The organism is Jeotgalibacillus proteolyticus (genome assembly GCF_050107735.1).
GTDB classification, from domain to species: Bacteria; Bacillota; Bacilli; order Bacillales; family Jeotgalibacillaceae; genus Jeotgalibacillus; species Jeotgalibacillus proteolyticus_A.
In genome coordinates, this window is record NZ_JBNILO010000015.1 from 39,994 (window position 1) to 66,114 (window position 26,121).

At 41.2% G+C, this 26,121-nt stretch carries 19 protein-coding genes and 1 riboswitch; of the genes, 9 read left to right on the forward strand and 10 right to left on the reverse strand.

Annotated features, from left to right (window positions below; translation table 11 throughout):
* Positions 1–14: 14 nt before the first annotated feature.
* Positions 15–1,730: an assimilatory sulfite reductase (NADPH) hemoprotein subunit gene (gene cysI / locus ACQCT8_RS17615; RefSeq protein ID WP_426873316.1), complete on the reverse strand. Its 1,716-nt coding sequence runs from the start codon at positions 1,728–1,730 to the stop codon at positions 15–17.
* Positions 1,731–1,771: 41 nt separating this feature from the next.
* Positions 1,772–3,604, reverse strand: a complete 1,833-nt coding sequence (locus tag ACQCT8_RS17620; protein ID WP_426873318.1) for an assimilatory sulfite reductase (NADPH) flavoprotein subunit — start codon at positions 3,602–3,604, stop codon at positions 1,772–1,774.
* Positions 3,605–3,833: 229 nt separating this feature from the next.
* A riboswitch (SAM riboswitch) is annotated at positions 3,834–3,939 on the reverse strand.
* 226 nt (positions 3,940–4,165) lie between these two features.
* Here ACQCT8_RS17620 and ACQCT8_RS17625 point away from each other — a divergent pair.
* Positions 4,166–4,384, forward strand: coding sequence for a helix-turn-helix domain-containing protein (locus ACQCT8_RS17625; RefSeq protein ID WP_426873320.1), 219 nt, complete (start codon positions 4,166–4,168; stop codon positions 4,382–4,384).
* 110 nt (positions 4,385–4,494) lie between these two features.
* On the opposite strand, the gene ACQCT8_RS17630 is transcribed toward ACQCT8_RS17625, so the two are convergent.
* From ACQCT8_RS17630 to ACQCT8_RS17645, 4 genes are all read right to left on the reverse strand, one after another.
* Complete coding sequence (locus tag ACQCT8_RS17630) at positions 4,495–5,154, reverse strand: C40 family peptidase (protein WP_426873322.1); 660 nt, start codon at positions 5,152–5,154, stop codon at positions 4,495–4,497.
* 376 nt (positions 5,155–5,530) lie between these two features.
* Complete coding sequence (dapA, locus tag ACQCT8_RS17635; RefSeq protein ID WP_426873324.1) at positions 5,531–6,439, reverse strand: 4-hydroxy-tetrahydrodipicolinate synthase; 909 nt, start codon at positions 6,437–6,439, stop codon at positions 5,531–5,533.
* A 138-nt stretch (positions 6,440–6,577) separates the two neighbouring features.
* Positions 6,578–8,563, reverse strand: a complete 1,986-nt coding sequence (locus ACQCT8_RS17640; RefSeq protein ID WP_426873326.1) for a YjhG/YagF family D-xylonate dehydratase — start codon at positions 8,561–8,563, stop codon at positions 6,578–6,580.
* A 78-nt stretch (positions 8,564–8,641) separates the two neighbouring features.
* Complete coding sequence (locus tag ACQCT8_RS17645) at positions 8,642–10,600, reverse strand: right-handed parallel beta-helix repeat-containing protein (RefSeq protein WP_426873328.1); 1,959 nt, start codon at positions 10,598–10,600, stop codon at positions 8,642–8,644.
* Positions 10,601–10,716: 116 nt separating this feature from the next.
* Between ACQCT8_RS17645 and ACQCT8_RS17650 the strand changes: the two genes are divergently transcribed.
* The 8 genes from ACQCT8_RS17650 to ACQCT8_RS17685 all read left to right on the forward strand — a co-directional run bounded on the left by ACQCT8_RS17650 (position 10,717) and on the right by ACQCT8_RS17685 (position 19,770).
* Complete coding sequence (locus ACQCT8_RS17650; protein ID WP_426873330.1) at positions 10,717–11,493, forward strand: helix-turn-helix domain-containing protein; 777 nt, start codon at positions 10,717–10,719, stop codon at positions 11,491–11,493.
* A 125-nt stretch (positions 11,494–11,618) separates the two neighbouring features.
* Positions 11,619–12,743 (forward strand): GntR family transcriptional regulator, encoded by a 1,125-nt coding sequence (locus tag ACQCT8_RS17655; RefSeq protein ID WP_426873365.1) that lies wholly within the window; start codon positions 11,619–11,621, stop codon positions 12,741–12,743.
* 363 nt (positions 12,744–13,106) lie between these two features.
* On the forward strand, positions 13,107–14,453 hold the full coding sequence (locus ACQCT8_RS17660) for an ABC transporter substrate-binding protein (protein ID WP_426873332.1): 1,347 nt from the start codon (positions 13,107–13,109) through the stop codon (positions 14,451–14,453).
* Between the two features lie 68 nt (positions 14,454–14,521).
* Positions 14,522–15,499, forward strand: coding sequence for a carbohydrate ABC transporter permease (locus ACQCT8_RS17665; RefSeq protein WP_426873334.1), 978 nt, complete (start codon positions 14,522–14,524; stop codon positions 15,497–15,499).
* 1 nt (position 15,500) lies between these two features.
* The gene (locus tag ACQCT8_RS17670; RefSeq protein WP_426873337.1) at positions 15,501–16,337 is read left to right on the forward strand and encodes a carbohydrate ABC transporter permease; all 837 of its coding nucleotides are present in this window, start codon (positions 15,501–15,503) and stop codon (positions 16,335–16,337) included.
* Between the two features lie 30 nt (positions 16,338–16,367).
* Positions 16,368–17,006: a YesL family protein gene (locus ACQCT8_RS17675; protein ID WP_426873339.1), complete on the forward strand. Its 639-nt coding sequence runs from the start codon at positions 16,368–16,370 to the stop codon at positions 17,004–17,006.
* A gap of 5 nt (positions 17,007–17,011) precedes the next feature.
* The gene (locus ACQCT8_RS17680; RefSeq protein WP_426873341.1) at positions 17,012–18,532 is read left to right on the forward strand and encodes an alpha-N-arabinofuranosidase; all 1,521 of its coding nucleotides are present in this window, start codon (positions 17,012–17,014) and stop codon (positions 18,530–18,532) included.
* Positions 18,533–18,879: 347 nt separating this feature from the next.
* Positions 18,880–19,770 (forward strand): fructose bisphosphate aldolase, encoded by an 891-nt coding sequence (locus ACQCT8_RS17685; protein WP_426873343.1) that lies wholly within the window; start codon positions 18,880–18,882, stop codon positions 19,768–19,770.
* 325 nt (positions 19,771–20,095) lie between these two features.
* Here ACQCT8_RS17685 and ACQCT8_RS17690 read toward each other — a convergent pair whose 3' ends face one another.
* From ACQCT8_RS17690 to ACQCT8_RS17705, 4 genes are all read right to left on the reverse strand, one after another.
* A complete protein-coding gene (locus ACQCT8_RS17690; RefSeq protein ID WP_426873345.1) occupies positions 20,096–21,286 on the reverse strand; it encodes an endo-1,4-beta-xylanase in 1,191 nt (396 codons plus the stop codon).
* A 304-nt stretch (positions 21,287–21,590) separates the two neighbouring features.
* Positions 21,591–23,681: an alpha-glucuronidase family glycosyl hydrolase gene (locus tag ACQCT8_RS17695; RefSeq protein WP_426873347.1), complete on the reverse strand. Its 2,091-nt coding sequence runs from the start codon at positions 23,679–23,681 to the stop codon at positions 21,591–21,593.
* 44 nt (positions 23,682–23,725) lie between these two features.
* Positions 23,726–25,351, reverse strand: coding sequence for a glycoside hydrolase family 43 protein (locus ACQCT8_RS17700; RefSeq protein WP_426873349.1), 1,626 nt, complete (start codon positions 25,349–25,351; stop codon positions 23,726–23,728).
* A gap of 65 nt (positions 25,352–25,416) precedes the next feature.
* Positions 25,417–26,118: a GntR family transcriptional regulator gene (locus ACQCT8_RS17705; RefSeq protein WP_426873351.1), complete on the reverse strand. Its 702-nt coding sequence runs from the start codon at positions 26,116–26,118 to the stop codon at positions 25,417–25,419.
* Between the last annotated feature and the right edge of the window lie 3 nt (positions 26,119–26,121).

Genomic DNA, 26,121 nt, shown 5'->3' on the forward strand with positions numbered 1-26,121 from the left:
ACTCCATTCAGGAATTAGCTGTGAAAATTCAGACCTGAAGTTACCGCTTCAACATAGCCTGTGCGAATGACAAAATCTCCAAAGTGCTCATTTTCCAGGCGCTCTTTTGCATAATGAGAAAAAATTGGCTTTAGCGTTGCTAAAATTTCTTCTTCCCCGATATTTTCTTTATACAATTTGTTTAGTCTGTCACCTGCAAAACCCGCGCCCATATACATATTGTACTTGCCTGGTGCTTTTCCTATAAACGCAATTTCTCCCAGAGCAGGGCGGGAACAGCTATTCGGGCATCCTGACATGCGAATGACAATTTCTTCTTCCCTGAGCCCGTTTTCATCTAATATGTTTTCAATTTTATTGATCAGCACCGGCAGATACCGTTCTGCTTCGGCCATCGCCAGCCCGCATGTCGGCAGGGCAACGCAGGCAATTGAATTTCTTCGCAGGGCAGAATTTTCCCGGCCGTCTGTCAGCCCATACTGCTTCACAAGTTCGTCTATCTTCTTTTTGTTTCGAGAGGAAACATTTGAAATGATCAGATTTTGACTGGGGGTTAGACGAAAATCCCCATTATGAATACGGGCGATCTCACGAAGTCCCGTCATTAACGGATACGTCTCGGTGTCTTTCACTCGGCCGTTTTCAATAAATAAGGTCAGATGCCACTTCCCATCGTTTTCAAGCCATCCGTAGCGATCTCCATTGTGATCAAAATGAAAGGGACGTGCTTCTTCCAGGTTCCAGCCTAAGCGTTCATTTAATTCCTGCTGCAGCCAAGGAACACCATGTCTGTCAATGGTGTACTTGAAGCGAGCATTTTTCCGCTCCGACCGGTTTCCGTAATCACGCTGTATGGTAATTATTTTCTCAGCGACTTCCGGCACCTTATCCGCCGAACAAAAACCAATAACATGGGCAAGTTGGGGATACGTGGCTGTATCACCGTGTGTCATTCCCATACCTCCGCCTGCTGTTACATTGAATCCCTGAAGCTTGCCATTTTCTAAAATCGCAATAAAACCAAGATCCTGTGAATAAATATCAACATCATTTGAAGGTGGAATCGCCACACCGATTTTAAACTTTCGCGGTAGATACAGCGGTCCGTACATTGGCTCTGATTCCTCTATTTTACTGCTTTCAATTACCTTTTCTTCATCAAGCCAGATTTCATGGTATGCTCTTGTTTTCGGCAGAAGATGCTCACTGATGCTCTTTGATACTTCATACACCTCTGCATGGACATCTGACTGGTATGGATTCGCTGTGCTCATCACATTCCGGTTTACATCGCCGCATGCTGCAATGGTATCCATGAGAGCTTTATCCATTTCCTGAATCGTTTTTTTCATATTCCATTTCAAGATTCCATGTAATTGAAAGGTTTGTCTGGTTGTTAATTTCAGTGTGCCATTGCCATGTGTATTCGCCAGACGATCCATTGTCAGCCATTGATCTGGCGTCGCTACTCCACCGGGCAGACGCACGCGGATCATAAATTGATACGCAGGTTCTAATTTCTGCTTTTTCCGTTCATTGCGAATATCTCTGTCATCCTGCATGTAGCTGCCATGAAACTTTAACAGCTTGCCATCATCATCCGGAATAGAAGCCGTTAATCTTTCCTCAAAGCTTTCTGCAATCGTTCCTCGGAGAAACCGGCTTTTATCTTTAATGACTTCCATTTCACTTGGGGGTCCACCTGGGTGCAAATGTTCTTTTTTTGTCATCTTACATCTCTCCTCATCTGTTGACATCCGGGGGCTGCAGTTTAATAAACATCCCGCAAGTACCGCTTTTGGCTTCGTAAATCAGCTATATATTCAGCTGCCTGTTCTTCACTGAGGGCGCCTTCTTTTTGAATAATGGTCAAAATGGCTTCATGAACATCCTTTGCCATGTATTTTTCATCTCCGCAAACATACACATGAGCACCGGCTTCAAGCCATTCGTAAAATTCTCTTCTTTGTTCAAGCATACGATGCTGTACATATACTTTTTGCTCAGAATCCCTTGAAAATGCTACATCCATACGAGTCAATAACCCGTCTTTAAGCCATTTTTGCCACTCGGTCTGATACAAAAAATCAGTGACAAAGTGCTGGTCTCCAAAAAACAGCCATGCATCTCCATTCGCCCCATTTTCTTCTCTTTCCTCTAGGAAGGCTCTGTAAGGTGCAATGCCCGTTCCAGCGCCAATCATAATGATTGGAGCGTCCGAGCTTTCCGGCAATCGGAAGTTAGAATTTTTCTGAACAAAAACAGGAAGTGTATCCCCCGGTTCCGAACGCTCTGCACACTGCACGGAACAAACACCGCTTCGGCTTCTGCCAAATGAATCATAGCGTAATGCGCCAATGGTTAAATGCACCTCATCCGGGTTTGCCTTTAAACTGCTCGCAATTGAATAGAGACGCGGCGGTATTTTTCTGAGAATCTGAGTAAATTCACTGCCGGATACCTCCCAGGGGCCATAATCCTGTGTTAAATCAATTAGATCCCTTCCATAGAGGTAGGTCTGCAGATTCTCTTGTTCATCAGGTTCCAACAGTTTTTTCAGCCCCTCATTTTTTGTCAATGCTGCTGCTTTTTCTATCAGATTTTTAGATAGACTTGTAATTTCAAAGGTATGAATGAACGAATCCCGCAAAGTGCTGGTTTCACCTTCTTTGTTAAGTGTTACCCTCTCGTTGGGGTTCCATTGGGCTGCTTCAATTAATTGTTCAGCCAGCACAGCATCATTTTGAGGAACGATTCCCAGGCTGTCTCCCGGCTCATACGTTAAATTGGACCCTTCAAGATTCAGTTCTATATGACGTGTTTCTTTATTGGAGCCACGTCCGTTAAGGTTTATATTTTCAATAATCTCAGCCCTAAACGGGTTAGAACGGGAATACTTTTGGGTTGCATCCGCTGCGGTTACTTCGTTCCGGGAAGATCCCGGGGCATCTGATCCGGATTTTCCCTTTGATTCGTTCAATACGTTCAGCACACCCTCAAACCAAAGGGATGCAGGCTCTTCAAAGTCTAAATCACAATCCACACGGGGATACATTCTATCTGCCCCCAGCTCCTCAAGTCTTTTATCAAAATCTTTTCCTGTCTGACAATAAAATTCATAGGAGCTATCCCCCAATGCCAGAACCGAGAAGCGGACACCATCAAGTTTAGGAGCTCTTTTGCTATGTAAAAACTCATAAAATTCAATTGCATTGTCAGGTGGATCTCCATCACCATGAGTACTAGTAATGAGAAGAAGATCCTCGATTTTCCCAATATTCTTCGGTTTAAACTCATCTAAGGAAAAACGGGATACTGTAAATTCTTCTTTCTTTAATTCTGCTTCTGCATCATCTGCCAGCGCCGCACCATTTCCCGTATGAGATCCAACAAGAATCGTAACTTCCCGTGCTTTCACCGGGGGTATGCCACCTTGAGCCTCCATAAGATCCTGAGCTGCCATTTCTGAATGCTGCCCAGTGCTTAAAGCTGTCAAATAGCCAGTCAGCCAAATTTTTTGATCACTGGTTAGTGTCGGCACTAACCGATTTAATAGTTCTACCTGTTCTTCATTGAAAGGACTTGATTTCACCTGTAACTGCACATTACCCACCTCATTGCCTGTATTTTCACTTCTTTACTCAGCCATCACTGATTAGATGTATGAATCCTATAAAAAGATCAGCACCTGTTTTGTCAAAAATAATAAATAGCATCTTAATCGCATAAAATTAGTCGGAAATAAGCATGCAAATCTAATGAGAACTAGTAAACTCTGTGGAAACGAAAAAAGACCTCATCTGCAAGAAGAAGGTCTAAAATGACAAACATTCCTCTTATCTGCCAGGCAGCGATCGCCTATGGGAATTAGCACCGGGCCTCTTCAGGCTGGTTGCTGAGACATCATAGGGCCGCTCCCTCCGTCTCTCTTGATAAGAACGTATAGAAATCCTAAATAATTCGAAAATTTCAATTTCATTCAGTATATTTTATTTGACGGGTGAATGTCAAATAACCATTTACATAGTGTTTAGTAGAACGTTGCTACATAGCGAAATAAAGATTTTGCCGGTTACCTTTTATGTTCACTTTTCCTCAGAGAATAATGGACTATTTTTTTCTATTCGGTGATAAACTATAAGGAGAAAGTAAGGAGGGATGGGAAATGTCCTGCTTCGGTGAAAATTTAAAACGAGTACGTGAAGAAAAGAATCTGACGATAGAGGAATTAGCACTCAAAGCACGACTTGGTGTCAAAACCCTTGAAAGGTATGAAAACAATATCCAACTGCCTGCTTCACAAACAATCCTTAAGCTTTTAACTGTACTGGATGTTCCTGCATCTGCGCTTCTCGAAAAAAGAAACAATAATCAATTATCCTAATGAAATGACCGGTTCTCATTTTAAGAGCAGAATACAAAACCTGCTTTTAACCTTTAAGATAAATGCAAATCGTAAAAAAAGAGCCGCTTTTCAGCAGCTCTTTTTAGTAGTTATAAACGCTTCGCTCCAATATAGCGCTGTTTCCAATAGGAGTTGTTAATGCTCGCAATAGATACACCTTTATTTGAAGCGGAATGAATCATTTCTCCATTTCCGATGTAAATGGAAACGTGCGTAACTTTCTTTCCGCCGCTCGTAGCATAAAACATCAAATCTCCTGGTTTTAGAGAAGAAAGGCTGACACTCGTACCTTTTTTATACATTTCACCGGAAGTACGCGGCAATGTTTTACCAGCTTTTGCAAACGCATAGTTTACGAGTCCTGAGCAATCAAAGCCTTTTGAGCTCATGCCTCCCCACAAATACCTTACACCCAGCTGGCTTTTTGCAGCAGAAATTGCTTTTGGTTTATAATCTGTACTTGCTGATGCTTTTTTTATAGATATGTATTGGGAGCTTACATAACCCGTTTTCCCTTTAGCTGTAATTTTAGACCAGCCTTTGGATTGTGAATGAACCGTAACGGTATCCCCTTTTACAAACTTTCCAATGATGGCTGAAGAAGTAGTAGCAGCTTTTCTGAAGTTTAAATGTCCGGAATCTATATTAACGTAGTAGGTCTTGCCTGAAGCAGAAGCTTTATCAAATGACGGTGCGACAGCGGCTACCAAAGCAAAAATTAATAGACAAGCTAAAATTCTTTTGAACAAGTTAGTATACCCCCGATTGCTAGATTGTAAACTTAGTATAATCGGAATCCGTTACAGCAGAATATCAGGAGTATTTCACTTTTATTACAAAATACTACATTTATTTCCGTAATATATTACAAGCTCTTCCAAATAACACATTTGTTTGTGTTTATTATTTTCTATTAGATTATTTACTAGATTACAAAAAGAGCTTGAGAAAAACTATACGACCGGTTCGCTGACATTCAGCGAGACGCTTTCCACAAGGACGGCACTGAGCCCTCCTCAGTTTTTTCCCTTGGGGTTTAAACAGCCGTCATATCCTGCAGTCGCCACCTTCCTGTCGCTCACAAACGACAGCTGACTTTTTAAGTAATATTGCTGCTTCCACCAATTATCGTAACTTTATATCCGACAGAATTTTTTTCAACTGTTCCTTTTTGTCCGCCGACAATTTTCCAGATGGGGGTAAAACAGCCGTGGAGATCTCTAAGCCGCATTCTGCGATTGCTTCCTTAATTACGTTTATAAATGGTGAATCTAGTTTATAGATCGCAGGTAAATTCGTAAGTTGTTCATTTAATTCCAGTACTTTAGTATATTCTTCTTTTCTAAAACTTCGGTAAAGATCGATGGACAACTCTGGAGCGAAATTCCCGGTTGCTGCAATGATTCCATCCCCGCCAAGACTGAGTGTATTTAAAAACAAATCTTCAAAACCACATAAAACGCTGAAGTCAGGCTTATACCCTTTAACCGTATGAATGACTTCTCTTATATGATTTATATTGTCCACTGTTTCTTTGATCCCCACAATTGAATCATGTTCTTTTACAAGCTTTAAAATAAAATCAGCTGAAAGATCCTGTCCCGTTAATGCTGGAAAATTATAAAGCAGTACAGGCAGATCAGCCGCCTTTGCAATCCGGCTGTAGTGATGATACAAGTTTTCTTCAGAAAGCTTCATATAGAAAGGATTAATCACAACTACGCCATCTGCACCAATTTTTTTTGCATGTTCATTGAGCACCAGAACATCCCTTGTGCTTGTAGAGCCTGTCCCGATCAAAACCGGCACGCGTCCATTTACCTCTTTAACCGCATATTCAGCCACCTGCTTTCGCTCGTCGACGGAAAGCTGGCTAAATTCTCCTCCTGTTCCGAGAAAAAACAAACCATCTACACCTCTTGTTATGAGGTTATTAATTAATTTCCCCATTCCTTCTGTATCAAATGTTCCATCTTCTGTAAATATAGTAGATACAGGCGGAATCACCCCTTTAAAATTCTTTGATGTACTCATATTTTCACTCCTTTATTCTGTAAGCACTCTTGTACTTTTCAGTAAGAAATAAACGAAAAACTGTCTGCTTAATATAGGAAAAAAGAAATATCATTCTTTCGTTCAGACAGCCTAGTTACTTGGGGTCATTAACCATGTTTACCGCTTTGCTGCACCTTCCTCATTTAAATATTTTTTCCCTTTTTCGAGCAGTTCAATGATTCTATCCACGTCATAAATACTTCCTCTCCATGTTCCCCCGCTAGCTGCCTGAAGAGCTGCCCAAAGTCTAGTGTCATCCGGAAGGTCAGGGTTTTCTTTAAGATCAGGATGCATAGAACGTGCTTCAAGAAGCTCCATGCTTCGTATCCGCCCATTTTCGTCTCCCTCAGTCCCCACGATATTTATGGTTGCTTTCAACTGTTCGCAGTCGATTTTCACTTCAATAATATCACCATCCCGAAGTTTGCCGATCGGGCCGCCTGCCAGTGCTTCCGGCCCAATATGTCCGATACACGCTCCGGTAGATACACCTGAAAATCTTCCGTCCGTTAACAGCGTTACGTGCCTCCCGTAGGATAAGTGCTTTAAAGCGGAGGTAACCTGGTAGGTCTCTTCCATACCAGTTCCAGATGGACCGCAGCCTATTAAAGCGATGATATCTTTTGCGATAATTTCTTTCTTTTTTATTGCTTGAATCACTGCTTTTTCGGATGTAAAAACCTTTACGGATCCTTTATGATAATAAATTCCATTGCTATCCAACATTGCGCGGTCGATTGAAGTCGATTTAACAATGGCGCCTTCCGGGGCGATATTTCCGGTTGGAAATGTAATGGTCGATGTCATTCCTGCAGAGTAAGCTCGCTGAGGGCTCATAATAACATCAGCAGGGTCAATCCCATCCTGTTTTAACCGCTCCCGGACGTTTTGACGCCTTTCTGAATTTGCCCACCAATTCAGCACATCTCCCAATTTTTCTCCGGATATCGTTAAAACATCTTCTTCTAATAATCCCCTCTCTCTTAAATGGAGCATCACTTCGGGCACGCCACCTGCCAAAAACACCCGGACTGTCGGGTGGTCTATGGGACCATTAGGCAACGCGCTTACCAGCCTCGGGACACTTTGGTTGATTTTTTCCCAATCGTGAATGTCAGGGATGCTGCATCCTGCTGCGTGGGCAATGGCTGGAATATGAAGCAATAGATTGGTAGACCCGCCAAATGCGGCGTGAACGGTCATTGCATTGCGTATAGATGCATCTGTAATAATATCCTTCATCTTGATTCCGCTTGCGATGGCATTCAGTACAGCCTTTGCTGACTGATGAGCCATTTCCTTCCAGATTGGTTGACCCGAAGGTGCTAAAGCTGCGTGAGGAACGGTTATGCCAAGGGCTTCTGCCACGACTTGAGCACTTGCTGCAGTGCCCAGGAATTGGCACCCGCCTCCAGGAGTGGCACAGGCTCTGCATCCTAACTCGGCTGCCTCTCTTAACGACAGCTCTCCATTAGTGAATCTGGCGCCGATAGTCTGAATCTTCCCAGCGTCCTCGCCGACTTCAGGGGGAAGTGTTACTCCGCCAGGGACGATGATGGCGGGCAAGTCGTGCATCGCAACAAGTGACATGATCATTGCAGGGAGACCCTTATCACATGTAGCGACTCCTATTACAGCTTTTCGCGTAGGCAAAGAGCGGATTAGACGGCGCATAACGACAGCAGCGTCATTCCTGTAGGGAAGGGAGTCAAACATTCCCTTTGTTCCTTGAGTCCTCCCGTCACATGGATCACTGACAAAACCTGCAAAAGGAATATTCCCTTGTTTGCTTACCTCATGCGCAGCAGCCTTCATTAGAAGATCTACTTCCCAATGTCCAGAGTGGTAGCCAAGTGCAATAGGTGATCCATCTTCTTTCTTAATGCCTCCCTGGGTGCCCAAAATCAGCACTTCCTGACCAGTTAATTTTTCAGGAGACCATCCCATACCTACATTTTGAGTAAGACCGAATAAATCTCCGCTCGGCCAGTTTTCAAGCATAAAAGAAGTTAACGGCAACGCGCCTTCCGGACCGGCTGCACTTGTTTTCAGTTCTTCAAATACTTCTTTAGGAGCATTCATCAGTTTATCCAGTTTATCCATACTTTCCCTCCAGCTTTTCGTACTTCTATTTAAAACGCTTTCATATTTTCATAGGCAGACTGTCAAAATCTAAAAAACCTATCCCCACACCTTCATTTTATTTACGCCTTGATGCAGTTGAGCGAAAGGACCTAATGAGCTCTTTTCTGCTCTTTTTTCTCCGAAATAATCTGTATCCACAACCATGTCACTGCCATCCGGATTTTCAAAATTTGCTTCTGCTATCCTCACATGTCCCAGAGTTCGTGAATGATGTATATCACCAGACAATGAACCTATTTCTTCAGGCACCTCTATCGAAATATAGACATCATTACCTTGCTCTTCTATTAATACATTCGGATTATAATGCTTATTTGTAAGGCATTCGTTTTCTCTCTCAAAGCTTTCCGCCCCATTAAAATAAGCATTATGATTAATATAAACAGGCTGCTCATTATCTATAAAAATTTCTACATCCCCAGGTTTTTGGTGAACGTTTTCCATGTATTCCTCAAAAGAAGTGGCATACCCATTGAAATGAAATGTACCTGCACCAACTGATGCATCTTCAAAGGAGGTCTCAGCGTCTTCAACCGGATCATTGCCAACAAAAATATTGTTGTAATAACGGTCATCTCCGCCATGAACAACAGAGAACCCTTTGATTTCCGTACTATGAGGGACATGATAAGGAGTAGAACGATTCAATACTTTACGCAGAACCATTTTTCCGCAAATAAGATTGTTTATATAGGCTCCACCCTGGGCAAAGTTGTCTATTGCGTATGCGGAAGCAAGAATATTATGGTCTACTGTGTACGGTCCATGACTGACCTCAACAAATAAATCGCGATTATTAAAGTATAATAGATTCTTGCTGATTCTTGTTCCCTGTGTCTGCCAATCCATCCAGATTCCGAGTGAACAATTATGGATGCGATTGTGATGCAGCTGAACATCAATGGCAGCGTGCAGCTTGATGCCTGCAATCTCATGACCATAAAACTCTCTTTTTAAAGCGATGTTATAAATATGATTGTTATATATTTCACTAAAGACGCAGCCCAGATGACCAACTATCCCATTTTGACCGCAATCATAAATCTCGTTGTTCCTGATAATATGTGAACCGACTTTTTCTTTGCTCCATCCAGCTTTCAATGCGAGAAAAACGGATTCAATCTGATATTGATAGCCCGGTTTATCATTTTTCTTCGACCGATGGTTATCTCCGGTAGACTTTTCTTTTCCAATACTGATTCCACTGCATTTAGCATCATGGATAATATTGTCCTCTATGATCCACCCTTTGCTCCAATTAGCTCCCAGCAGACCTGGCTGATCAGCAGTCGGCGGAGTCCACGGTGTAGCTGCCTGCGCCATTTCAAATCCTTTTACAGTAATGTAATTTATCCCTGTTATTTCAGGGTAAAAACAGCATTTTCTTACGCTGATCTCCACCAGCTCTTCATTTGGATTCGAATCATGAAAATTAGCATAAATAATGGTATCCTCCTGATGTACCTCTGAATACCAGACAAATTTTGTTTCTTCCGGTTTATAGGCCGGCACCATCTTTCTCGTCCAGTTATCCTCCACTTCTGTTCGAATGTCCTCATGAAATAACTCTTCATATCTTCCCACTTCATAAAAGGATCGGCCATTTAAATATACATCCCCCAAATGTTTAGGAAACACTGATTTAAACAGCCAATCTCCGAATACTTCTTCTTTAAATGGATTAAATTCACCGAACAAATGGTTTGGCACACTTGCCTTCCACACAGTGCCTTCTGCCTGCTGCCAGTTCTGAATCTGTTCTGAGCCTTTAATAACGACCTTCTCACCTTCCGCAGCCTGATACGTAATTCTACGAATATCACTCAGCCCTGGATTTTTAGGCTTAACCCATTCCCTGTAAACACCTTCATGCACAATAATCGTGTCTTCTGCTACTGCGACAGATGCTGCCTGGCTGATTGTTAAAAACGGACGTTCTTTTGATCCTTCGTTAGTATCTGAACCACTTTTTGCTACATGATACCTATAGCTCATATAAGATCCTCCTTTAATTTAGCTACCCAAATTATAGTAATGACCCTGTGATATCTCTAGGCAACATATTGTATAATATAAGACATTATTAGTGTTTATTTGAGGAGGAAGAAATAATGGCTTTTTTTGAACGGCATGGAATTGAAGAAAAAGAGTCCTTCTTTTTCTTTACACGGGACAACCCAAGCTTCCCCCTTCACTTCCACCGGGCCTATGAAGTAATTATCGTGAATGATGGCGAACTATGCCTGACGATTGACCACAAAAAATACAGGCTACACCCTGCTGATGCAGCGCTCATTTTCCCCAATCAAATGCATGAATTTACTACCATCCATCAGTCGAATATTACCATAGTGATCTTTTCTCCCGAACTTATCGGTGATTTTTGGGCAGAGTATAAAGAACTTGTCCCTGTAAATAATGTGTTTTCTCTCCCTTTCAAACCCGATTGGCAGAAGCTGTCTTCTATTTATAATCAAAAAAGTTTTCTTTACAGTCTTTGTGGTTCTTTAATAGAAGAAACTGCATTCATAACAGCAGATCACTCCTCAAAAACAAAAGTATTGTACAGCATTCTTCTTTTTATTGATAAAAACTTCATGAAGGAGTGCTCATTAAAGACCGTTTCCGCTGAATTGAATTATGATTACGCTTATTTATCCAAGCTGTTTTTGCAGATGACAAAAATGACATTCAGTAAGTACCTCAGCCATTACCGAATCTCGCATGCATGCTATCTATTAAAAAACAGTCAGCAATCCATAAACGAAATTGCTGAAAACTGCGGTTATACGAATTTAAAAACGTTTCATCGAAACTTTTATAGAATTAATCGAAAGTCTCCTACTTCTTACAGAAAGACAGGAGATCGAACAGCTGATTTTCTTTAAAGCTTTATATATTTTTTCTATCATGCTGACGATTTAAAGCCCATTTCCAATTTCATACTATATTAAATATAATGTTATACTTAAACGAAAATATTTCTGTTGAACGGATGGAGTGTTCATGAGTGATTGAAACAAAATATGGCATGGTTAAAAATTGGATTAAATCAAAAATAACAGATGGTACGTTTGTTCCAAATCAAAAAATCCATTCTGAAAGTGAATTAATGCAAAAGTTTAATGTGAGCAGACATACGGTCAGGGTCGCGCTTGGAGAACTGGTAAGTACAGGCTGGCTTTATAAAGAACAAGGAGCAGGTACGTATGTAGCTCAACGAACAGAAAAAAAGATGCTTCCTGAAGGCAAATCGACTTCTACTAAAAGCATTGCAATTATTGTCACCTATATATCAGATTACATTTTCCCTTCTATTATACGGGGAGCTGAGAGTGTGCTAAGAGAGGCAGGCATTCAAGTAAGTCTCTTCAGCACAAATAATGATCATGTCCATGAAAGAAAGATTTTAGAAACCATCATTGCACAAAAATTTGATGGTGTGATTGTTGAGCCTACTAAAAGTGCAATAGCGAATCCAAATATCAATTATTACTTGAAATTAGAAGCGCTGAATATTCATTACGTTATGATCAATGCAGCATACGATGAATTGGAGCCCGTAAGTGTCGTTCTGGATGATGAAAAAGGCGGATATCTGCAAGCCGAACATTTAATCCATTTAGGTCACACTAATATCCTCGGCTTTTTCAAAAACGATGATCTCCAGGGACTAAAACGAATGAAAGGGTACATAAAGGCTCACCGCGATAATGGCGTTCCTATAAATCCTAAAAATATCGTTACATACACGACGAGTGAGATATTCAGCAAACCAGTTGAAAGTTTAAAAAATCTGCTAAAGGAACCTTTCAACCTGGCTACCGGAATCATTTGTTATAATGATGAACTTGCCATGAGACTGCTGGAATGTCTGAGACAAAAAAAGCTATGTGTACCTGAGGACATTTCAATCATCGGCTTTGATGATTCATTTTTTACGGATGTATCAGAGGTGAAATTAACGAGCATCCGGCACCCTAAAAGTGAACTGGGTGAAATGGCAGCAAAAAAAATCATCGAACTTACCAACAACAGCAAGGCACTCTATGGCAAAGAAACGAATCAGGATTCTTATGTCTTCGAGGCGTCCATTGTCCACCGAAACTCAACTGCTGTCATCAAGAAAAAAGAGTAAGAGATGTGTTCTGAGAGCTGCATTCCTGCTCCCTGGTTTCACATCTTTTAAAAGATAAACATGTTTAGACTTCCTACCCCGCCTCCCTAATAGAAACAACTGCTAAATTCCATTAACTTATACGGACAACCAATTGATTTAACCTATAATTCTATCAATAACTGTCTGAATATTCTTTTACGTTATTGACATATACGTATATGTTACCTATACTTATTTTAAGTAATGGATGCGCTTTCAATTATTAGTCTGAAAATTAGATTAAAGGAGGGTCAATCGATCTGAATGTTCTTGCTGTATTTTTAATACTTTAACTACTTAGTTTGTTGATTAGACAAATAAAACATAAGGTGGGTATTTAGAATGAATAAAAAAAGGTTTAAAGCTTTTAGTCCTCTTTTTCTCTCTTCAATCCTGGTATTGTCAGCATGCGGAGGAGATGATACTTCCAGTACAAATTCTGATGATGTGCAAACAGCTGGTTCTGACATTGAAGATGCAACAGAATTATCCTTCTGGACCTTTGCAGGAACACATGCAACCTTCTATGCAAACGCAGCTGACAGATGGAATGAAGAAAATCCGGATAACCCTATACAATTAACAGTTGAAAATTATCCTTTTGATCAAATGCATAACAATCTATTAATGGCCCTCCAATCGGGATCAGGCGCCCCGGATTTAGCCGATATTGAACTGGCTAAATTCCCTAACTTTTTACAGGGTGATATACAACTAGAACCGCTAAACGACTTGATTGAACCTGAACTGGACAGCTTTATGCAGGAAAGACTCGATATATACGCTGAAGATGGAAATTATTACGGCGCTCCAACTCATCTGGGTGCATCAGTCGTTTATTACAATACGGAAATTATGGATGAAGCCGGCGTGGATATTGACACCATTGAAACTTGGGATGATTATGTTGCAGCAGGACAGGCTGTAGTAGAGGCTACAGGAAAACCAATGACAACAATTCCTGGAAACTGGTATGGAATCTGGCCGTTTGTTGCACAAAAAGGTTCTGATTTCTTTGATGAAAATGGAGAATTAACATTAGATAATGAGGAAAATATTGAAACGCTTGAATTCATTAATGACATGGTACACGAACATGAAATCGCAGAAATGGCTCCAGGCGGGCAATATCATGCAGAAGAATTTTACGGCTTCATGAACGATGGCGGTCAGGCCTCCATTGTAATTCCAATGTATTACATGAAAGATTTTACAACCTACATGCCTGATCTAAAGGGAAAAATTCAGATCCTTCCGATGCCTACGTGGTCTGATTCAGATTACCAATCTGTCACAATGGGCGGAACTGGCACCGCTGTGACCAGCCAATCGGAAAATATTGAACTGGCAAAAGAATTCTTGTATTTTGCGAAGCTATCAAAAGAGGGGAATATCCAGTTATGGAGAGAGCTTGGGTTCGATCCGCCCCGCTTTGATGTATGGGAAGATGAAGCAATGCGTGAAGAGAATGTGTACTACGAGTATTTCCATGATGATATTTTTGATATCCTTTCAGAAATTAAAGATAACGTAGCGGGAATCCAATTGTCTGAGTTCACACCGGACGTTTTGACAGAGATTGATTCCAATGTTATGCACAATGTGCTGACAGAACAATCACATACCCCTGAAGAAGCGTTAAAAGAATCAGCAGATACCATAAGACAAAAAATGGAAAGCGGCAACTAAATTTGAGGCAGCCTGGGCAGTTTAGCAGCCGCCCAGGCACCTAATCTTATAAAGTAAGTAGGGATAAAATGTCTGGGTTAAATATTAAAAATAATGAATATGTACATGAGAATCCAAATCCGAACCCTCCCCCATCCGGCCGAAAGAAAAAAGATAACAATCTTTTAAGATTATTAAACTCTAAAAAAGTAGCACCTTACATTTTTGTTTTTCCATTTATTCTTTCCTTTACGGTTCTTACGCTATATCCTACCATTCAAGCTTTTATTATGAGCTTTCAAAGAATTTTACCAGGCCAGGTTGAATTCATAGGCTTACAGAATTATGAAAGGATTTTTAATCAGACCTTTTATAAAGCATTGGCTAATTCAACTATGTTTATGCTCCTAACCGTCGTAATTTTAGTCACTATACCTATTATTCTGGCAATCCTGCTGGATTCAAACTTAGTAAAGTCCAAAACATTTTTCCGCTCTGCCCTATTTATACCGGCCCTTACTTCAATCGTAGTTGCTGGTGTAATTTTTAGACTAGTTTTCTCGGAATCTGATCAGGCGATTGCCAATCAAATAATCGGCTTTTTTGGTTTTGACCCGGTCAGATGGCAATTTACTGCATGGTCAGGAATGTTCTTAATGGTCGGGATGGCTGCCTGGAGATGGATGGGAGTAAACGTACTATACTTTCTGGCAGGCTTGCAAAGCATTCCAAAAGAATTATACGAATCTGCGGAAATGGATGGAGCAAATCTATTTCATAAGTTTAAACATGTCACATTGCCCTTTCTTCAGCCCATCATCATTTTCGTCACAACTATTAGTATAATTGGCGGCTTCCGGGTGTTTGAGGAAAGCTATGTAATTTGGCAGGGTAATTCCCCGGGGAATATTGGCTTAACACTTGTTGGATTATTGTACCAGGAAGGGATCCAGCAAAATGACATGGGGTTTGGTGCTGCTATTGGAGTAGTGCTTCTAATCCTAATCTTTCTTGTTAGTATGATCTACCTGCTGGTGACTGGTGCATTTAAAAGAGGTGATGAGTAACATGAGAAAAAATAATGTAGTAGTTAAATGGGCCGTAAATATATTCTTCGTGTTTGTATCATTAATAGCTTTGTTTCCATTGATCAGCTTAATTGTTTCTTCTTTCCGCCCTTCATCAGAATTGATGAGGAACGGTATTTCTTTTTCATTTGTCTGGAGTGAGCTGTCACTCAGAAATTATATCCATATCTTTACGGAGTCCTCGTCCTACTGGCAATGGTACGGAAATAGTTTGATCATCTCGACTTTAACAATTGTGCTTTCCCTCTTCTTTTCTTCTATGGTGGGATATGCACTTGCCGTTTATAAATTTAAAGGAAGAACCATCATCTTCCTTTCCGTTTTGATCATTATTATGATCCCATTTGAAATATTACTGCTGCCCCTATATCAGTTAATGATTAATTTGAATTTGATTAATACGTATACCGGTGTAATGCTTCCATTAATCGTTGCCCCTGTAGCTGTATTTTTCTTCAGACAATACGCCATGGGACTCCCGCTGGAATTAATGGACGCTGCGAGAATTGATGGATGCACAGAATACGGTATATTTTTCAGAATTATGTCGCCTTTAATGCTTCCTTCTTTTGCTGCGATGGCCATTTTGCAAGGGTTAAACAGCTGGAATAATTTCTTATGGCCCCTTCTGGTCATTCGGTCAAATGATTTATTCACTTTACCCATAGGACTTGCCACCTTATTAACCCCTTATGGGAATAATTACGACACGCTCATTGCAGGGTCTGTCATGACCATTATCCCTATCATTATACTCTTTATATTTTTCCAAAAATATTTTGTTGAGGGACTGGCTTCAGGCAGTGTCAAAGGTTGATGGAATGAACAAAGAGGAAGGTGTGAGAGGATGAATAGCCAATACATCGTGAATTCTCTGGACAAGATTCTTACATGGATCATGCGGCTTGTCCTTATCAATTTGCTCTGGATTTATTACACAGTGATTGGGCTGATGGCAGGCGGGATTTTTCCCGCCACTCTCTCTGCTTTAAAGATATTCAGAAAATGGATGTTAGGTGATCTGGAAATCCCTATACGAAAAACCTTTAAAGAAGAATACCGTAAAGATTTTGGCAAGGCTAACGCAGTCGGATGGATTCTCACATTTGCTGGTCTGATTTTGTATGGAAACTATCTTGCTATTAAAAGTCTTGGAGAGATCAACACATTTGTTTTAGCTGCATTTTATCTTTTAATTCTGTTTTACATTAATTTAGTTGTATGGTCTTTCCCGCAATTAGCTCATTACAACGGGGATATTAAACAATTATTTAAAAATGCAATTATTATGGGCTTTGGTAAATTTCACTATACGATTGCGATAAGTTTGTATGTTTTTTCAGTGTTTTATATATCCTTAAAATTTCCTGGTCTCCTCCCATTTTTCACTGTGAGTTTAACTGCATTGGGATGGACCTGGATGTCAGTCCATTTGTTTAAAAAAAATGATATGAAAATACAGCAGCAATTATTGCCAGAGAGGTGAATTGAATGACGAATACAAATAAAGCCAAAATGATCATTGATAAATCGTTTAAAATTGCTGAAATTGACCGAAGAATTTATGGCTCATTTATTGAACAATTGGGCCGCGCAGTTTATGGGGGAATTTATGAGCCCTCTCATCCGACCGCTGATGAAGATGGTTTTCGCCAGGATGTCATGGAACTGGTAAAAGAAATGCAGGTCCCGATTATCCGTTATCCTGGCGGTAATATGCTTTCTGCATACAACTGGGAAGACGGAATTGGACCAAAAGAATCAAGGCCGAGAAGACTGGAACTCGCCTGGAGGTCTCTTGAAACGAATGAAGTCGGAACAGATGAATTTGCTGCTTGGGCTAAGAAAGTGAATGCTGAAGTGATGATGGCGGTTAATCTCGGCACCCGCGGAATAGATGCTGCAAGGAACCTGGTTGAATACTGCAATCATCCCGGTGGTACATATTGGAGTGATTTAAGAAAAGAACATGGTTATCACGACCCGCACGGGATAAAAGTCTGGTGCCTCGGAAATGAAATGGACGGTCCGTGGCAGATCGGGATGAAAACAGCCTATGAATATGGCAGGCTTGCTGCTGAAACCGCCAAAGCAATGAAACTAGCAGATCCCTCGCTTGAATTAGTAAGCTGTGGAAGCTCAGGTTCCGGGATGGCAACCTTTCCACAATGGGAAGCAGAAACACTCGAACATACGTATGAATATGCTGATTACATTTCTCTCCATCAATACTATGGAAACCGGGATAACGACACCGCAAACTATTTAGCCAGCACATTAGATATGGATAACTTTATCAAAACAGTGACTGCTACTTGTGATTATATCAAAGCAAAAAAGCGCAGCAAAAAAACAATGAATCTAAGTTTCGATGAATGGAATGTATGGTTTCACTCAAATGATCAGGACAAGAAAGTGGATCCATGGTCCTTCGCTCCATCTTTACTGGAGGATATATACACATTTGAAGATGCTTTGCTCGTCGGCAGCATGCTCAATACATTATTAAAGCACTCCGACCGGGTAAAAATGGCCTGCATGGCACAACTTGTAAACGTCATTGCACCTATCATGACGGAAACCGGTGGCGGCATCTGGAAGCAGCCAATATTTTATCCATACTACTACACTTCTGTTTATGGACGTGGAACTGCTCTCCATTCCATTGTTGATTCTCCTAAGTATGACAGTAAAGACTTTACAGACGTACCTTATTTGGATCAAGCGGTCGTTTTTAATGAAGAAAATGAAGAGTTAGTTATTTTCGCCGTTAATCGCCACTTGGAAAACCAATTACTGACTGAGGTTGACATACGATCATTTGAAGACTATCAGCTGGTTGAACATGTAGTACTCGAAAATGATAATTTAAAGGCCCAAAATTCTATAAATGAACAAATAGTAAAGCCACATACTCGTTCAGAATCATTTATTGAGAATGGAAGTTTAACCGCGGTGCTGCCTAAGGCTTCTTGGAATATGGTAAGGCTAAAGAAACTAAAGCAATCCTAAATAGGTTTCAATGAGGATGGGACAAAACTCAAAAAATCTTAAAAACGAGGTAGTATTAATTACTAGTAAGAGGTGAACTTAATGGAAGGTAGCGACTCCATGCAGGATATGACGGCAAGCTGAGACCCCGAAAGGCAAAGCCTGAGGGCTCATCAGCGCCGTCCCAGCGGAAAGCGTTCACCTGAAGCGAAGTGAACCGATCATATAGCTTGGGACACTTTTGTCCCAAGCTCTTTTTATTTTACTCTTAGATTCAGTCAAATTTTCCAGAAGACGTTAGCCACCCAGAAAAACGGGAAGAGGATAAGTGGATATTTAATTTCACACTAACTAAAGGAGTGGAGAGTATGAACAGCAGTCAATTTGATACGATGAAAAATGGGAAAGGGTTTATTGCAGCACTTGACCAAAGCGGTGGAAGCACACCGAAAGCTCTGGCAGCATATGGAGTTATGGAGGATGCTTACACAAACGATGATGAAATGTTTGATCAGGTCCATGAGATGCGCACAAGGATTATTACTTCTCCGGCGTTTGATTCCCGTCATATACTTGGAACTATTTTATTTGAGCAAACGATGGACAGAGAAATCCAAGGAAAATATACTGCTGATTACCTTGCGGACAAAGGAATTGTTCCCTTTTTAAAAGTGGATAAAGGACTTGCGGATTTGGAAAACGGGGTTCAGCTTATGAAGCCAATTAATGATTTAGATGAGACACTGCGCCGTGCCAATGAGCGGAATATTTTCGGGACAAAAATGCGCTCTGTCATCCATGAAGCGAATCCAAATGGCATTAAAGCTGTCGTGGAACAGCAATTTGACGTCGCAAAACAAATCATGGCAGCTGACCTGGTTCCAATTATTGAGCCAGAAGTGGATATTAACAGTAAGGACAAAGAGAAATGCGAGGAAATTTTACATGATGAACTGATGCAGCAGTTAAATGCGTTAGCTGATAATGAATTCGTCATGCTAAAGCTTACAATCCCTACGAAAAATAATGCCTATAAATCACTCATTGAACATCCTCGTGTCCTTCGTGTCGTTGCACTTTCAGGAGGCTATTCACGCGATGAGGCCAATGAGAAGCTGAAGCAAAACGAAGGACTGATCGGAAGCTTTTCACGTGCTCTCGCAGCTGATTTGCGTGCCAATCATTCAGGAGAAGAATTCGATGAAGCATTAAAAACTGCGGTTGAATCCATTTATGATGCTTCTGTTAATAAACACTAACATTTTAAAAATTTAAAAAGAGCTTGGGACAAAAGTGTCTCAAGCTCTTTGACTGGTTCGACTGCGCTTCAGGCGGACCCTTTCCGCAGGGACGGCGCTGAGCCTTTTCAGGGCAAGGCCCTGTAAAGTCTCAGCTTGCCGTCACATCCTGCAGGAGTCGCCACCTTCCGCTCCGCTCACCTCATACAATTAATAAATACTATCTTATATTTGTATTTTTGTCTCATCCTCTTTTTTCTTCTTGCACCACTAAGCAACAGAAAACCTAGCACTTAGCTTCTATTTAACGATCGGTTAAAAGAACGGGTACTTTTGGTCTGTAAAGCTAGTCCATTAAAGACCAGTAGGAAGGTTTTACTTTGTATTGATAATCAAAGACAAACGGTGCGTCCACTCCCCCGCCTTCCGTATATTTAGAAGCACGATCGGTTAACCACGTATGGTTATCGGCAATTCCCCAAAATGTAACACTGCTGAGATCCGCATCCACTTCTTCATATAATTCAAATAATTGATCATAACGGTCAGCCTGGCTTATAAAATCCTCTGCAGGAATCGCATCATGTGTTGGATAAGCGTTATCCGGCGGCCAGCCGTATAAACTAACATCCAATTCAGTGACTTGATTATCTAATCCCATCTCACTGAATAGTTCAAAAGAAGTTTGTGTATCTTCAATCGAAGGCCAGCCAATCTGAATATGTGCCTGATGCCCAACACCATCAATCGGAACACCGTCTGCTAATAAGTCAGCAACAAGATCTGCCAGAGCATCTCTTTTATTTGGTACTTCAGTATTGTAATCATTAATGTACAACTTTGAATCAGGTGCTGCATATTTTCTTGCCGTTTCAAATGCTACTTTAATAAAGTCTGTGCCGGTAATTTGATACCACGGGGAGTTTCGTATAAATCCGCCGTCGTCAATTGCTTCATTCACCACATCCCATGAATCTACATCATGTTTGTAGCGCTTCACAACGGTTTTAACATGTGTTTCCAAACGGTTTAGAAGCAGTTCTTTATTTTCCGCACGCTTTTGTTCATCTGTTTCATTCACCATACTATTTCCATCCTCGTCAACGAAAAACCAATCCGGCACCTGGCTATGCCATACTAAGGTATGAAAACGCAGTTCCATATCATTTTTTCGGGCGAATTTAACGATTTTATCTGCTGCTTCCCAGGTGAATTCCCCTTCTACAGGTTGTAGGGATATAGGCTTCATCGCATTCTCGGCGACGATACTATTATAGTGATGCTTTAAAATTTTTCCCTGCCTGCCTGTTAAATGCTGGGGTTCAACTGCAGCACCGAGATCAAATTGATCTTCATAGCGATCAGACATAGAAGGCACCTGCCAGGCGAAAGGCGTATGATTTCCATTCCCCTTTCGCCCTTGTTTATCAAGTTCTTCTTTATAAGGATTCCCGTGACCTTGAGCAGCTGCAGAGCCTGATAGGAATAAAGTTAACGCGAGTCCCGAAACAATCGGTTTTCTTAGAACATTCAGCATGTAAAAATCTCCTTTGTTAGGTGAATTTTTAATCTTGAACAATCATCTGAAAAATATGAACGACCCTCCTTGTTTAAAAATCGAACCATGTACAAGAGAATTGAAAGGGCTTACATTAAGCAGTAAATTTTTTTACATCCTATTACATTTTTATTATATCAACCTTATCTTTGTTTGGATATACAACAAACTAAATAGAACTAAAAATGATCGTATGGTCTTGGTTATCGTTTACTCTATTAAAATTACTAGCGCTTTTCACACAAAGAGAGCAGCTTAGTCCAGCCGCTCTCTTTTTCTCCAGCTATGAATAAATCTTTCTACCTTTTACATCTTCTACACCTGATTTACGGTAAAAGTACGTATTAATAACATCCCGCCACTCTTTAGAATGGGCAAGCTGCTCCTCAAGACGGTTTTGGACATGATGAAAACGATAGGAATCCACTTTGTCCTCCAGGCGATTCCAGCTTGCAAGCAGCGCTTCGACTTCTTCCACTCCCTCAAAATGAGTGTTGTAAATATGCTGAATAACTGTATCTCCAGATTTTAGTTTATGACTATATGGAACGTGATGAAAAAAGAGGAGAAGCTCATCTGGACAGCTCTCTATTGATTCATATGTTTCTTTTATCGGTGAGTGATATTGTCCTGTGAATCCCGTTCCATTTTTTTGTGTCCGGTTCACACCAGTGCCATCTCTGTTGGAGTAGTGATACGTTCCCCAGGCAGAGAATTCATAGCCTTCTATATCTGGTCCGTAATGATGGTTTGGTGCGATCATCCAGCCGACACCAAGCGGAGATGTATACTTTTCATACGTTTTCCAAGATCCAATCAGCATTTCTGAAACTGTCTCTACGATTTCCCTGTCATTGCCAAATGTTAAACGGACTGCTTCATTTGTAATTTGTTCAGTAGACAGGTTGGGATTCCAGGTGAGACGTCCGTATCCATAAAGATTAGCTTGAGCCAGTGTATGGCCTGTCCAATTGGCATCATTTCCTATATTTGAAACAGCAGCAATTCCGCAGTGAGTTTGGGAAATCAGCGTGCCGCTGACAATATCCTTTACCTGCGACCCCTTCCCTTTTGCATACGTATCAAAGTTTAATACTTCTTTCCATTGAGGGATAAGGTAACAAAGATGCCGCTGCTGTCCGGTGTATTCCTGAGCGATCTGAAATTCGATCATCTGATTGGTTTTTTGAAGTCCTCCAATAAGTGGAGAAACCGGCTCCCGCACTTGAAAATCCATTGGACCATTTTTAATTTGAAGAACGACATTTTCACGGAAGTCGCCGTCTATCGGCATAAAGTGGTCATAGGCCGCTCTTGCCCTGTCCGTCTCCCGATCCCGCCAATCCTGCTTGCAATTGTAGACAAAGCAGCGCCAGATCACGATCCCGCCAAATGGTTCAAAGGCTTCCCCAAGCATATTCGCGCCATCTGCATGATTTCTGTTATATGTAAACGGCCCTGGCCGGTTTTCTGAATCTGCTTTTACTACGACTCCGCCAAAATCAGGAATATAGTGGTAAATTCTTTTAGCTGTATTTCTCCACCACTTTCTTACGTCTTCATCAAGCGGGTCAGCGGTGTTCAATTCTCCTGTTGTAATAGGGCTTGCGTAATTAATAGACAAAAATGTTTTGATGCCATATGCCCGGAAAATGGAGGCTACCTTTTTTACATTTGGCAAAAACCGGTCCGTCACAAAATCCGTTTCATTTTGGTGAACATTGACATTGTTGATGGAAATAGCGTTAATGCCTATGGAGGCCAATAAACGCGCATAGTCTTTCATTCGTACTAAATTTCGTGAAAATCCAAGGTCCTTGTAAAAGATGGATTCGCCCGCATATCCTCTTTCAACACTATTATCGCTGTTATCCCATTGATTGATCATTCTTAACTGATTGACAGGCGATTCAGCAAGGTGAAGTCCTGACAGGTTTGTTTCCATTTGAATGAGACGCAGCAAATGAAACACTCCGTACAGCAGGGCCTTATCACAATAACCAACCACATACATGCGATTGCGCTCCTGATGCAGAATATATCCCTCTGGTCTTAGTTCGTCAGTTGAAAAACCGTCAGGCAGGACCTCATTTTCGTCCTTTGTTGCCAAAGTGACACCTGCCTTGCCTCCTCTATCCAAAACGATTTTTGGCTGCGTGCCCGTCATAGAAAACAACGCCTGACTAATTTCATTCAGAGCCGAAGTTCGAATTTCTGATAAACCAGTTAAGGCAACTTCCTCTAAAAAAAGACGAGTTTTCTCTATGTACTCTTTCTTTACTTGACTATATTGTAGCCAAGCCTTATAACTGCTAATTTGTTCTGTCTCAATATCATCATTAATCAGACTTGCAGATGGTTCAAACCACATCATTTAACAGTCTCCTTTTATAAGAGTTGATTTGACTTGGATCTTTTTCAAAGATGAAGCGTGCTGCCTTTACCCGTTACCTGCCCTGAAGTTTCCTTCCTTTGCTCCTTATAAATAAAATAATCAAAGTCTGCTTCTTTTTTGCCGCCGCTAAGATCCTGACAGGCCATCCCTACAAATGTACCCGTAAAACGCACCTGTCTGGCAGAGTCGTCTGACATATGTGTGATATCGATTAAAGGACCCACACGCTGCCATTCCTCCTCTCGCTGACGGTAATAGAAGGCAAGCATGCCGTCCTGAACCTCACCCCTAAGCTTCACTTCTTCCTGCTCTTTTAAGGGAATAAACGCTTCTGTCAGTTCGTCGTATTCTCCGTATTTCGTTTGAATGATACCCAGACATTTCCCTGTTTCTTCACGATGCGTGATATGCAGGTACACATGATCAATCGTATCGTAATAAAATAGGAGGCCTGCCATTTGCTGAAAATGCTCTGGTTCAAATGCGACAGAGGTTTCCACTTCAATAGTAAATGCCTGCTGGCGGCGGGCGATTATACTTTGCTCGTGCATTGAGCTTAGCGATTCTCTACCCTTCAGACGTAAATACCCCGGACGTTCAGATAGCGACAACCAGGAGGAATCCATAGGAACACGAAGAGAATTCCATTGGCTTCCGAGCGTTTCCCCGCTAAAATCGTCTGCTGCAGGCTCCGTTTCAAATGGATGCTCCGGAAGATCAGGCCCTTGCACAACGACTTGCGGTGAATTTGAACCGTGCGAAAGTCGAAGCCAGCCGTCATCCGTCCATTCACAGCGCTGGATAAAAGTCTCGCGTCCCAATATGCATCGCTTATCCTTTAATGGACGGCCGCCAAGGTGAACAAGATACCATTCCCCATTCTGCGTCTCCACCAGACTGCCGTGCCCCGCTTTCTGAATCGCCAGATGATCTTTTCCAGCTGAAGTAATCAATGGGTAATCCTCATCCACTTCGTAAGGTCCATCAATCGTTTTTGAGCGCGCCAGTGTGGCTGCATGATTGTATTCTGTACCTCCCTCTGCTGTTAAGAGATAGTAATAGTCGCCTTTTTGGTAAAGGTGGGGACCTTCTGTCATTTTCAAGTCCGTTCCTTTGAAAATATTTTTAACCGGACCCACCAGATTTTTCTCTTCAGCAGAATATTCCTGCAAAACGATTCCTCCAAATGAGTGATTTCCTTTCCGGTAGTCCCAGATCATATTAACAAACCACTTTTTTCCGTCGCGGTCATGAAATAGAGAGGGATCAAAGCCGCTGCTATTTAAATAAACAGGATCAGACCAAGGTCCTTCAATCGATTCTGCGGTTACTAAATAATTGTGAGTATCCTTATAAGCACCATGCCACGATTTTACGTCAGTGTATATTAAATAAAACAGACCATCCTGATAGCTGAGGCACGGAGCCCACACTCCGCCGGAATTAATGTTCCCTTTCATATCCAGCTGGGATTTGCGTGAAAGCGGACTGGAGATAAACCGCCAGTTTTTCAAGTCCTTTGAATGGTGAATCCTGACTCCAGGAAACCATTCAAACGTTGACGTAGCGATATAGTAGTCATCCCCTACACGTAAAATGGAAGGATCGGGGTGAAAACCAGGTAAAATTGGATTAGTAATGTTTGTCATTATTTTTTCATCCTTTCAAAAAGTACTTGAATAATTTTTAACGTCTTTAAAAACAGAATCGTATTTTAAGATTGCTGAAACGAATGAACATAATTGTAAAAATAATGCGGGTACTTTTCTGCAATGGTTCCCTTTTCAAAATCAACCAGACGAAGATGTGCCTCCATCAGTTCTTCAGCATCCTCTGCTTTTTTCTCAGTAATCATTTTAAAGATTTCAATATGCTGATTGACGATAACGTTCCAATCCAGACCTTCAGTGTGCAGTCTGAGCATACGCAGCCGGATAAACTGTGTATTCATATGCTGAATCAGCTCCCACGTCCTGCCTTTATTGCATCCTTGAAAAAGCAGCCTGTGAAATTCTTCATCAAGCTCAAACATTCTTGTGAAATCCTTTTGAATACTGAATTCCTGCATGGCCAAATTGGTTTCTAGCTTAAGCAAATGGTCATCATCGAAAGATCTGCAAGCTTCTGAAACAATGGCCTTTTCCAGCTTTTCACGGACAAACCGTCCTTCCTCCACTAGATTCATATCAATCCTTGATACAAGCGTCCCGCTTTGAGGAATAATCTCAATCAGCCCATCCTCTGACAGCTTTAAAAATGCTTCTCTTACAGGCGTCCTGCTTACATCAAATTTCTTTGAAATCTCCATCTCTGAAATCTTGGTCATCGGCTCAAGTTTTAAGGTTAAAATCTCCTGTTTCACCTTTTCATACACGGAGTCTCTAATTGAAATTTTTCTCTTTGTTTGTCCGATCACGTA